The 12,547-nt window shown below is 36.8% G+C and carries 8 protein-coding genes; 1 reads left to right on the top strand and 7 read right to left on the bottom strand.

Translation table 11 applies throughout. The features are described 5' to 3' along the window. Window positions 1-60 precede the first annotated feature (60 nt). From ABEG63_RS12595 to ABEG63_RS12565, 7 genes are all read right to left on the bottom strand, one after another. Window positions 61-876: an SDR family oxidoreductase gene (locus ABEG63_RS12595; RefSeq protein ID WP_346585214.1), complete on the bottom strand. Its 816-nt coding sequence runs from the start codon at window positions 874-876 to the stop codon at window positions 61-63. Window positions 877-1,002: 126 nt separating this feature from the next. Continuing rightward, window positions 1,003-2,172: a mannonate dehydratase gene (uxuA, locus tag ABEG63_RS12590; RefSeq protein ID WP_346585212.1), complete on the bottom strand. Its 1,170-nt coding sequence runs from the start codon at window positions 2,170-2,172 to the stop codon at window positions 1,003-1,005. Between the two features lie 88 nt (window positions 2,173-2,260). Beyond that, on the bottom strand, window positions 2,261-4,222 hold the full coding sequence (locus tag ABEG63_RS12585; protein ID WP_346585211.1) for a RagB/SusD family nutrient uptake outer membrane protein: 1,962 nt from the start codon (window positions 4,220-4,222) through the stop codon (window positions 2,261-2,263). Between the two features lie 11 nt (window positions 4,223-4,233). Continuing rightward, window positions 4,234-7,098 carry a SusC/RagA family TonB-linked outer membrane protein gene (locus ABEG63_RS12580; protein WP_346585210.1) on the bottom strand — a complete coding sequence of 955 codons (2,865 nt, stop codon included), beginning with the start codon at window positions 7,096-7,098 and terminating at the stop codon, window positions 4,234-4,236. A gap of 91 nt (window positions 7,099-7,189) precedes the next feature. Next, window positions 7,190-8,518, bottom strand: coding sequence for a xylose isomerase (gene xylA / locus ABEG63_RS12575; protein ID WP_346585208.1), 1,329 nt, complete (start codon window positions 8,516-8,518; stop codon window positions 7,190-7,192). Between the two features lie 111 nt (window positions 8,519-8,629). Further along, window positions 8,630-10,114: an FGGY family carbohydrate kinase gene (locus ABEG63_RS12570; protein ID WP_346585206.1), complete on the bottom strand. Its 1,485-nt coding sequence runs from the start codon at window positions 10,112-10,114 to the stop codon at window positions 8,630-8,632. Window positions 10,115-10,130: 16 nt separating this feature from the next. Beyond that, window positions 10,131-10,847: an NUDIX domain-containing protein gene (locus tag ABEG63_RS12565; RefSeq protein WP_267402681.1), complete on the bottom strand. Its 717-nt coding sequence runs from the start codon at window positions 10,845-10,847 to the stop codon at window positions 10,131-10,133. Between the two features lie 657 nt (window positions 10,848-11,504). Here ABEG63_RS12565 and ABEG63_RS12560 point away from each other — a divergent pair. Continuing rightward, window positions 11,505-11,654: a hypothetical protein gene (locus ABEG63_RS12560; RefSeq protein ID WP_346585204.1), complete on the top strand. Its 150-nt coding sequence runs from the start codon at window positions 11,505-11,507 to the stop codon at window positions 11,652-11,654. The last annotated feature ends 893 nt before the right edge of the window (window positions 11,655-12,547 follow it).

Raw genomic sequence — 12,547 nt, 5'->3', positions numbered from 1 at the left:
AAAAAGACCTTAACCAAAAAATAATTAAGGTCTTAACTATATGAAGAAAATAACTACGTTCTAAACGCCACTGAATGCACTAAAGCCGCCGTCGACAGGAATTAAAGCTCCTGTAATGAAGCTTGCCGCATCCGAACAGAGAAACTGTATTGTTCCGTTGAGTTCCTCCACTTCTCCAAATCTTTGCATTGGTGTCTTGGCCATTACTTTTTTGCTTCTATCTGTTAAAGATCCATCCGGATTCAGTAAAATGGCACGGTTTTGATCTCCTATGAAAAATCCGGGAGCAACGGCATTGACACGGATTTTATCTCCAAATTTTAAAGCTAAATCAGAAGCTAACCATTGTGTAAAGTTTGTAATTGCTGATTTTGCCGCCGAGTATCCAGCTACTCTTGTAATTGCAGAATAAGCTGCCATTGAGGAAATATTCACGATGCTTCCGCTTTTCTGCTCTGCCATCACTTTTCCGAAAACATAGCTTGGATAAACGGTTCCGTTGATATTAAGATCAGTTACCTCATCCCATCCTTCCATATTCATATCGAAAAATGATTGTTCTGGAGACAATGTTGCTGACGGAATATTTCCTCCGGCAATGTTCAGCAAAATATCTATTTTACCATACTTTTCTATGATTTTCTTTGATGCATTTTCGAGGCTTTCGATGTTCATTACATTCGCTTCAACGGCAAATGCATCACCTCCTAAATCTGTAAGTTCCTTTATGCGGGAATCCAACGTTTCCTGATTTCTTCCCAAAGCCACTACTTTTGCTCCCGCTTCGATAAAACTTTTGGCAAGGCTTCCTCCCAAAACGCCGGAAGCACCTGTAATGACCGCTACTTTATCTTTTATGCTGAATATTTCGTTCATTTTTAATTATTGATAAATGATGATTGATAAATGATAATATTGAACCCTTCGGGTTCGTTGGATTGTTTTGCTCTTTTTCCATAGGTTACACCTACGGCTATTGATATTGAATCCTTCGGATTCTCCTTATCTTGATTCAGAATTGACAGCTGCCATCACACCGTCGATTTGTCCTAAAGCCAACATTCTTCCTAAGAAAGAATAGCCAGGATTATAACCTTTATCGATATCTTCTGACAACAATCTTCCATGGTCGATTCTCATTGGCAAATCCGGGTTTTCTTTTTCGAATACACGAATTACGTCAATTAATTTTCCTCTTCCGCCTAGATGGTGTGCTTCAATGAAATCGCCGTTTTCGAAAACATTGGTGCTTCTGAGGTGAACGAATTTTGTTCTGTGGGCAAACTTCTGAGCCAGCTTCGGAACATCATTCTGAAGATTAGCACTAAGAGAACCTGCGCAGAAAGTCAATCCATTGTGAGGATTATCCACAGCATTCAGGAACCAGTCTATATCTTCTTCGTTAGTTACAATTCTCGGTAAACCTAATAAAGCGAAAGGTGGATCATCGGGATGCACACACATCTGGATATTCCATTCTTCACAAACAGGCATTATTTTTTCAAGGAAATATTTTAGGTTTTCCCTAAGCTGGTTTTTATCAATTCCGTAGTACAAAGCCAATAAATTATTGAACTTTTCTACAGGATTTAAATCCCCTTCTTTAATATTTCCGTTAACGAATCCCTGTGTTTTTACAATGACTGAATCTATCAGATCATTGTTATCCTTTTCTGTGAGCGTGCTTTTTAATCCTTCAACTTTTTCCAGGATTTCCTGATTATAGTCGTTTTTCGCTCCTTCTCTTTTTAAAATATGAATTTCAAAATACGCAAATCTTGCTTTATCAAAATAAAGTGACGAAGATCCGTCTTCCCATTCGTGGAAAAGATCTGTTCTTGCCCAGTCTAAAACCGGCATAAAATTATAGCAAACCGTATTTATGCCTGCTTTTCCTAAGTTTTCGAGACTTTTGATATAATTTTCTATCAAAAAATCACGGTCTTCACCTCCGTATTTGATTGCTTCGCTTACGGGAAGACTTTCCACAACAGACCAGCGAAGGCCGTGACTTTCTATATAATTTTTGTAATCATTAATAGCCTCCAAACTCCAAATCTCTCCGTTGGGAACACTATGAAGTGCAGAAACAATACCTTCTACACCGATCTGTCGAAGGGTCTGTAATTTAATTTTATCGTTCTTCCCAAACCAACGCCATGTTTTTTCCATACCATTTAAATTTTTAATTGAAAAACAAGGCAGATGTTTTTAGAATCTGCCCTGTGAACTATATATGAAATGTGAAATTAAGTAATTTCTAGTAACCAGGATTCTGATATTTTGCTTTAATATCTGCAGATACTTCCATAGCATCGAGCTGTCCTTGAGGAATAGGTCTTAGATAATGGAAAGGCTGAATAGTCCTTGTAACTGTTTGCGGTGCATGATTTCCATAATTCGCACCTCCAATAGAATAGGTTGCTGACTTTGATGCCCACGTCTGAGTTCTCACTAGATCGTACCATCTATATCCTTCTCCAAAGTATTCTCTTGATCTTTCTGCAAGAATATAATCAATGGTTATTGTGGAAGGTGTGGCTGCAATCATAGTAGCACTGTTATCAACAACATACGATGCATTTTGTGCATTATTAAATTTCCATTTTCCAGCACGTCCACGTATCACATTAATTAAATCTCTTGCCGACATAGATCCGGATGCCCCCTTCACGGCAGCTTCCGCTGCAATAAAGTACAATTCAGAGAATTTAGCGGCATAAAAAGGACGGGTATGACTTGGATTGGGATACCCTAAACCATTTCCATTATCGGTTCTATATGGTCCGATTTTCCAGATACCGGGATAAACAATTCTACTGATACCACTTGGAGCAATCACCCAGTCTGCTCTACCAGGAAGGGTACCTGCCCCCACACCGCTCTGATCGGCTGTGGTTGGATAGGTTGGAGTTTGGGAATCATCATTTAGAAATGTTAAAACGGCATCATTGGCGTGTATCGGAAGGTTATTGGCATTGTACAATGTGGTTACATTCGTAAGCCCAGTTCCTTCTTTATGCCAGTTTCCTCTATATACGGTTGTAAAGGTTCCGTCGTATCGAGAATCATTTGTTTTATCTGCAAATGTATTTTTAATAACCTCAATGGTTGGAGCCATTCTTACCCAAGGTCTTCCCAATGGCTGAAACGCTGCACGCTGCACAGAACTTGCTGCAGACCAAGTTGTCGCAGAAGTACTACTCTTAAGATTGGTATAATTCCAGGTCATCATCCATGATGCAAAGTTATTCGGAGACCATCCGTCACCATAACTTGCCTGTATAACCCCTTCATTGAAATAGGCACTGGTTTCTGTATGATCTGCATACAGCATACATTCACTATTACGATCGTTGTCACCTCTGTTCACATCATAGTAAGTTGGCTGTAAGGCATACTGCCCGGGATTATTGATAGCATCCATTGCAATATCATAAGCTTTCTGAAAGTACCATTGAGGATTGTGACCATCCGGATCGGTACGGGATGTTTCAGGGTAAGTAGGGATACTGTTTGGGTTTTGGAGCCACCATCCATATGTTAAATATGCCTTTGCTAAATATAATCTCGCCACATTTTTAGTTACCCCTCCTTTTACACGAGGATCAACAGGAAGATTATCAATCGCTTTTACCAAATCCGGGAAGATAGCTTTAGTATACACTTCTGTAACAGTATTTCTCACTGAAGTTGTTTTTGGATCAATATTAAAAGTAAGCTCACCAGACCCAAGATCTAGAGGTACACCACCATAAGTCTGAACCAATAAGAAATAGTAGAACGAGCGGAAAAATCTTGCCTCTGAAATTAATGATTCTGCTATACCTGCTCCAGATCCGTTCTGTATGATTCCATTTGCAGTGTTAATTGACGGGAATACGGATCCCCATACCATACTGGTAGGAAAGGTATTTGAATTGATACTTCCTGCACCACCCGTCATATCGAGATCTTTAAAGTTTCCATCGGCACTTTGCCCCCATGTTGCCTCATCTGTACCTGTCATATTAGCATTAAGCCAGTACCCATTTCCATAAAGTAGTCTTAACTGTCTATACAATGAAGTTACTCCCTGCGATATTCCTCTTTCTGTAGAGAAATCTTCCGGAGTATAAATCCCTCTAGGCTGTTCGTCCAAAATCTCATTACACCCTGTTGTTGTAAATGCTATTGAAGCTAAAAATAAAGCAGCAATGAATTTTTTATTTAAATTAATCATGACTTATAATTTTAGAAGGTTAAATTAAGACCCAATAGATAATTTCTGGTAGCTGGGTTGTTTGTTCCTATAACTAACTGATTCGCTTTGTACGAATTAACAGCCTGATTCTCATTTCCTCTTGAGTTTGGTTCAGGATCCATTCCGGAATGTCTGTAATATGGCGAACCGAAAACAAATGGATTTTGTACCGTTACATATAATCTTAGATTACTTACACCTAAATTTTCAAGAGTGCTTTTATTAAAATTATATCCTAAAGTAATTGTTCTGATTTTTACAAAAGATGCATCAAAAAGAGCAAGAGTTGATGCATATTTAGGGTTATCCCCACTTAATAATCCTCCTGGTTTAGGATATCTTACATCTGTATTTTCGGGAGTCCAATAATCTACATCCACATTATTCCCTCGGCCTGTTAACCTGTTCAGATATCCGGCTGAGCCATAAATTGTGCTAATAAGAACCCCTCCTTTTTGAAAAGCTCCTACAACACTCAGATCAATGTTTTTATAAGCCAGTCTAGTATTAAAACCACCAATAAAATCAGGATTTGTATTTATTATTTGTCTGTCTGCCTCATTAATTGCTCGTACAGGCGTCCCATCTGCATTATAGCCTCCTGTATACAAAACTTTGATCATTCCTGGCGCTGCACCTACTTGTGGTTCTAAAATATTCAGATATGGATCGCCTTGCTGCCAAAGACCAATATATTGGTAATCATATATTGCATTGATGTTGTACCCCACAAACCATAAATTATTAACATTTCTGTCCTGCCCAGATGCCAATGCTGTGATTTTGTTTTTGTTTGCTGCTAAATTACCTCCCACTTCCCAACTAAAACCTTTGGGATTGTCAAAAATCAAAGCATTCAAAGAGACTTCCAGACCTTTATTCTGCGAAGCTCCCACATTCTGCAACACAAGATTTAAACCACTTGATGAAGGAAGCTGTTTATCTAGTAATAGTTTTTCAGTGTTAGTAACATAGTACTCAACTGTACCACTTATTCTTTTGTTAAAAATTGAGAAGTCAACTCCATAATTCCATGTCTTAGAAAATTCCCAACCTAGTGATGCATTTGGCGCTCTGTTTACATAATTTCCAATTGCATTTGCAGCTCCAAAATTATAAGGTGTTGTACTTAGGCTGCCAAACGTTGTGTACGGGGCAACAGCTTGGTTTGATGTTTGTCCGAAACCTGCCCTTAACTTCAATGTATTAATGTATTTTGAATCCTTTAAAAAACTTTCATTAGCAACATTCCAACCTGCTGATATTGCCGGATAGGTATGCCACTGATGGCCTTTAGCCAATACTGAAGCGCCGTCTGATCTTACCGTTGCTGTTAACATATAACGATTATCAAACTGATACATCACTCTTCCCATGAATGACATCAGACCTCTTCTCCAATATCCCTGATTGTTGGGATCTATAGTTATTTCGCCTTGTGCATGGCCTAAATTAAAATATTGAAATGCATCCAGAGGAACATCTCGGGCGGCAATTGATGAACTGTTGAATCGAGTTTGCTCGGCCGAGTAAAGAGCCGTAGCATTAATTTTATGTTTGCCAAACGTTCTGTCATAGGTAATTAAATTTTCGATTACCCATTGACTTGTCAAAGAATTTCCGATACTTGCTGACGAAGCGGTTGTCGGCTGATAATTTAGTACCCCAGTTCCAAGGTAATAGCCACTGTTCGAATTTCTATAGGTAAGCCCCACATTTAATCTGTATTTCAAGCCTTCAACAGATGGGATTTTTATTTCTCCGTACAGATTATTATAGGAGCTGAATGCGTTGGTGCGATCAGCGTATGCATCTCCTAAATTTTCTAAAATTGATCTGGTCTGTAACGCCGTCTGATCCTGATTTGCAAAAGTAGTTCTCAACCTCGACGATCCATCGGCAAGATATGGGCTTGTTAATGGTGAATATCCTAAAACGGGTGCACCGCTGATGCCATTGAAATCATTGATTGAGAAATTAGAATTTGTAGAGAAGCCAACTTTTAACCAAGAATTTATCTCCTGGTCCAACGCTCCTCTAATGGATAATCTTTTGTAAGTTTGTAAAGGCACAACACCATTTTGCTGAAAATAAGCCACTCCAAAATTATACCCTCCTTTCTCTGTACCTCCTGATACTGCCACATCATGATTCATCATCAGCCCCACACCATAATACAGATCCTGCCAATCGGTATTTTTACCGTTGATTTCATCAGGTCCATTTGTAAATAAATTAGCGTCAGCTCTCAGTTTAGCAAACTTGTCTCCACTCATGACAGGATATTTCGAAAATATCGTCTGAAATCCTGTATAACCATTATATGAAAATCTTGCCCGTTGCCCCTTTCCGCCTCTGTTTGTAGTAATAATAATTACTCCATTTGCTCCTCTGGAACCATAAATTGCCGTTGCTGATGCATCTTTAAGAACATCTAAAGTTTTAATATCTGAAGGACTGATATCGCCTAACGATCCTACAAACGGGATACCATCTAATACAATCAAAGGATCATTTGAGCCCGTTAAAGATCGTTCTCCTCTGATTCTTATCTGCTGAACAGCTCCAGGTTTGGTAGAGGTTCTTCCGATATCTACCCCTGGAAGACGCCCTTGTATAGCCTCTGTAATATTTGCAGATGGAACTTCCTTAATGGCTGTTCCGCTTAATGAGGCTACAGATCCAGTAACAGCTTCTTTTTTCTGAGTACCATATCCTATAACAATCACTTCTTCTATCTTCTTCTCCTTCTGTACAGTATCTTTTTTAACCTGGGAATATACAATCCCTGAAGGTAACAAGGCCATTGCAAAAAATAATGCTGCCTTATTACCGCCAAAATAAAATCGATTCATAAGTTTTAATTTTAAATGTTGGGTTGAAAAAAAAGACTGTTAAAAAATTGACATTCGAGAATCCTTAGTGTTTAACAGTCTCTTCTATTTTTTAGATATACATGTTCACGATCGCTTCAAACAGCTCCTGTTTTCCGCTTTTCGGCTGTGGTTCGCCAATTTCGTGAGCAATTCTTTGAAGATCTTCTAAAGTAAGAGTTCCATCTTCAAAAGATTTTCCGTTTCCATTGTCGAAAGAAGCGTAACGGTCTGTTCTCAATTTCTTATAATCCGAATTTTCAAGAATATCTGCCGCAGCCAAAAGCCCTTTTGCAAAAACATCCATCCCTGAAATATGAGAAATGAATAAATCTTCCGCATCAATAGAATTTCTTCTAATCTTCGCATCGAAATTTACTCCGCCATTTCCTAAACCTCCAGCCGGAAGAAGCACCAACCACGCCTGAACCATATCATAATAATCTATCGGGAACTGGTCTGTATCCCATCCATTTTGGTAATCTCCCCTATTTGCATCGATACTTCCTAAAAGCCCTGCATCTACCGCAGCCTGAAGTTCGTGTTCGAAGGTGTGCCCCGCTAAAGTTGCGTGGTTCACTTCGATATTTAATTTAAAATCTTTGTCTAAACCGTAATGTCTTAAGAAACCAATCACCGTTTCAGAATCGTAGTCGTACTGGTGTTTTGTAGGCTCCATCGGTTTTGGCTCAATAAGGAATGTTCCTTTAAAACCTTGCTGACGAGCATAATCTCTTGACATTGAAAGGAAACGCGCCAAGTGATCTTTTTCACGTTTCATATCTGTGTTTAAAAGACTCATATAACCTTCTCTACCACCCCAGAACACATAGTTTTCACCACCAAGTGCGATAGTTGCATCGATAGAATTTTTAACCTGGGTTCCTGCGCATGCAACCACGTCAAAATTTGGATTGGTAGAAGCCCCGTTCATGTATCTTTCGTGAGTGAAAACATTTGCTGTTCCCCATAAAAGCTTAATCCCGGTTTCCTGTTGCTTCTGTTTTGCATATTCTACTACAGCCTGAAGATTTTTTTCGTATTCTTTCCAATTGTTTGCCGGATCTACCAAATCAATATCGTGGAAACAATAGTAGTTGAAGCCCATTTTAGACATAAATTCAAAACCTGCATCCATTTTATGCATCGCTCTTGTTACCGCATCATTTCCAATGTCCCAAGGATGATGAATGGTAGGACCTCCAAATGGATCGCTACCATTTGCACATAAGGTATGCCACCAAGCCATTGCAAACTTCGTCCAGTCTTTCATCGGTTTTCCCATGACGATTCTTTCTGCATCATAATATCTAAAAGCCAATGGATTTCTGCTTTCTTTTCCTTCGAATTTAATTTTATCGATTCCTGTAAAAAACTCTTTTGTACCTGTTAAAGTGTTCATATATTTTATTTTAATTTTTAAATTTATTTTTAAAATTTGATGTAGAAATTTCCTGCTCACTGATCTGAAAAGGTCAATAAGTACAATGGAAAATTCCGTTGTTGAGTAGGATTATACTATTTCGTTAAGATGCTGTTTCCATCTTGAATAAGCTTCTAAGTATTGTTCTCGTTTTTCTAATTGAGGTTCTATTACAGCAATTCTTTCCAGAGAAGCAAAGGCTTCTTTAGAATCTGCATAAAAACCGATTCCCATTCCTGCAGCTCTCGCAGCACCTACCGCTCCGTCGGTATCGTAAAGCTCAATAACAGCATTACTCACTCCAGCCAGTGATTTTCTGAAAATTGAACTTAAAAACATATTGGCATTCCCGGCCCGAATCACCTGAATATCCATACCCATATTTCTCATGATATTCATTCCGTACTCGTATGAGAACACAATTCCTTCTTGTGCCGCACGCAGGATATCTCCTTTTGTATGTATATTGAAATTAATTCCGTGAATAGAACAGTTGGTTTCTTTATTTTCTAATACTCTTTCCGCACCATTTCCAAAAGGAATGATGCTTAAACCCTTGGCTCCAACTGGTGAAAGTGATGCCAAGTCATTCATGTCCCCGTAAGAAGATAGGGAGGTTGCAAAGTTGTGCTTTAACCAAGAATTTAAAATTCCTGTTCCATTGATGCAAAGCAAAACCCCCAGCCTCGTTAATTCTTCAGTATGATTTACGTGAGCAAAAGTATTTACTCTTGATAATTTATCGTAATCTAATTTATCTAAAACTCCATAAACAACGCCCGAAGTACCTGCTGTAGATGCAATTTCTCCCGGATTGAAAACGTTTAAAGATAAAGCATTATTCGGCTGATCTCCTGCTCTGTAAGAAATGGGTGTTCCTTCTTTTAAACCCAATTCCTGAGCCGCTGTCGCAGAAACTGTTGTCTGAATCCCAAAAGTTGGGATAATTTCAGGGAAAAAGCTTTTAGGAATGCCATAGTAATTGATGACATCTTCTGAAATACAATTGTTTTTAAAATCCCAGAAAATTCCTTCAGATAAGCCCTCAATCGTTATTCCTATTTCTCCGGAAAGTCTCATCGCGATATAATCTCCCGGCAGCATTATTTTATCAATCTTTTCAAAAATTTCCGGTTCGTTTTCTTTAACCCAGGCTAATTTTGAAGCCGTAAAGTTTCCGGGAGAATTCAGTAAATGAGATAAACATTTTTCTTCCCCGATTGCTTTGAAAGCCTTTTCACCATAAGGAACCGCGCGGCTGTCACACCAAATGATGGAAGGTCTTAATAAATTCTGATCTTTGTCTACTAAAATAAGACCATGCATCTGCCATGTAATACCGATTCCTTTGATATCTTCAGGATGTATTCCGGATTCGTGCATTACCGCTTCATGAGCAAGCTTCAGGTTTGTCCACCAGTCGACAGGGTTCTGCTCTGCCCAACCAGGGTGGATCGCAGTGATTTTCATCTCTTTTTTAGGAGAAAATTCAGAGGCGATCACTTTTCCGCTGGATGCCTCAATGAGACAAACTTTCACAGAAGAACTGCCGATATCATAGCCTAGTAAGTACATATAGTTTTAAAAAGTATTATTTTATTAGTTTAGTATTGTTTTTTTTATAAATTTTGGCATCAAACTTATAATATCTTGCTGCACGGTGTGACACATTTTTTTCAATCTCCTCCAAAGGAATAATGTAATTGAATGAGGAAATTTTTTTATGAAAATTTTTAATATCAATCCGTTTTTCGCTCAATGCACTATAGAGCTGATAGAGCTGTCTGATGGTAAATTTCTTTGGAAGAAGCTCAAAAATGATAGAAAAATCAAGCTCTATCCATTTTCTTACCTCTACTAAAGACTCATTAATAATCTTATTATGATCAAACGGCAGAGAAGGAACCTCGTCAATGGGAAACCAATCTACCGTAGCATATTTTGTACTGTTAATCTTATGATCTATCTTGCAAAGAGAGAGATAAGCCACCGTAATGATTCTGTCGATATGGTGCTTGTACTCTATTCCCATCCATTTGATATCATTCTCATTATTTGCCCTCATAGGATCTGCAAAACACTTAAATTGTTTCAGAACCATTTTCTTAATTCCGGTAAGCTCATGCAGTACTCTTTCTGCGGCATCATCCACATCCTCATCACTGAAAATAAGGCTTCCTGGAAGCTTTATCTGGCGTTCTTCATCAAGATGTCTTTCCACTAATAAAATATTCAATCTGTTTTCATGGTCAAATCCAAAAACAACACAATCAACAGAAACATAGGTATGTATAAAATTCGGGCTCATGGAGATGTTAACATTTACGTAACATCACAAATATAAAAATTCAACTGAATAAAAAAAATATTTTTTTTATTAGCAATTAAATATCAGCAATTTACATATCGATTTTTTATGAAAACATTCACATATAAAATATGATAAGCTTATCATTTGTTTTACACTTATAAATACTGTAACAGATCAATTAACAAGCAATTATCAAGAAAATAATAATAATAAAATATTGATTTTTTTTACAGAAAAAATATGATAAGAAATTCAAAAAAAATATTTAAAAAAAAAAAAAACAAGTGTAAAAAAAACACTTTTAAACAGAAAAAACGGTAAAAACTAATATTTTTTTTTACCGTTTTTACATGTAAGCTATTATAAAATTGCAAATAATGAAATTTCTTAAAATTATTTATATGAACTATTTTAAAAAATTCTACAAAGCTTTAAATGATATCTCCCACTACTCTATTTTGATTTTACAACGGTAATAAAATAATATTACTCAAATTAAGATTTCTCATCGCTTTTTCATAGTTGTTCTTGAAATCTTTCCACATTACAGCCCTGAATATATTAACCTCTCGATATAAAAGCAATGTTATTTTTTAAATTAATAAATCTTACACCAATGTTCCAATTCTCAATGCATAATTAGGAAATCTGGACATGGAAAAGGTCAATACTTATGTTGGAGGTATAACGGTATTGAAAATATCTTTCTCGATTAGCTTCATTGATTTAACGAAGACCGAAAACTCTCAATTAAACGATTTTCTAAACTCTAAAGGAAACGGAATAATTGGAGGGTACCTTTAGGGAGGAAACCGTTTATGCCGTAGTCTTTTGGTTGGCAAAAGAATGGCCTGACCGCTATACCTTAGCTGTCTTTTTGCCGGTTTATTATAAAAAATTAAAATTTATTTTTCATAAACCCAAGTTTACATTAATTATAATAGTAAAAGGAGATTTAATATTGTTTATTTAAAATTCCTAATATGAAAGCAGTACAATGAAGTAAAGCATTAAAAAACTGAGAACTCATTACTTTTACTTTAAAGAATATTTAAACAATTGTTTGTTAAAATTTCCACAAACAGTGATTGACATTGCCAAAGGTAAGCCGTTTCTATCGGTCAGATATATAGCATTGGTCGTTTTGCGCTTTTTTCGTCCCTGATAACTGACCACTTCATCACTTCATAAGGCTGGGCTGTGGCTGCCATCTACATCTGTGCTGGATACATCAATTTTTGATTTATTCTTTTGTAAAATAAGATTCCAACAAGATTTCCATATCCCAGCTTTACATTTACGATAATAGCCAAAGATTGTTTTATGATGAAGAACTTCTTTCCTGAATAACTGAAAGATAGGTAAAAGATACCATTGAATGCATGTTTTAAGTTTATATAAAATACAGTTGATAATCTCCCCAATAAGTACTTTTGATTTGAAGCACCTCTTTACAACGGGAATAGAATTTACGATTTCTAATTCTATTGTATCTTTGCTTAATAGTTTGTACAAGGGATAGGATTTTATTTGGTTTAGCGACACGAATTTCCTAATCTCTTTTTTTATGTCAAATAATTATGGAAGTTATTTTAATTAAAGTCAAGATAAGTTCCATGTAAAATATAGGAATAAGACTTATAAATACTTCAGTATACAGCAAATGATTATTAAGATTTTACGACTGTGTTTTTAAA

It is taken from the genome of Chryseobacterium sp. C39-AII1 (assembly GCF_039672645.1).
GTDB lineage: Bacteria > Bacteroidota > Bacteroidia > Flavobacteriales > Weeksellaceae > Chryseobacterium.
This window is presented reverse-complemented; position numbering and strand designations above follow the sequence as displayed.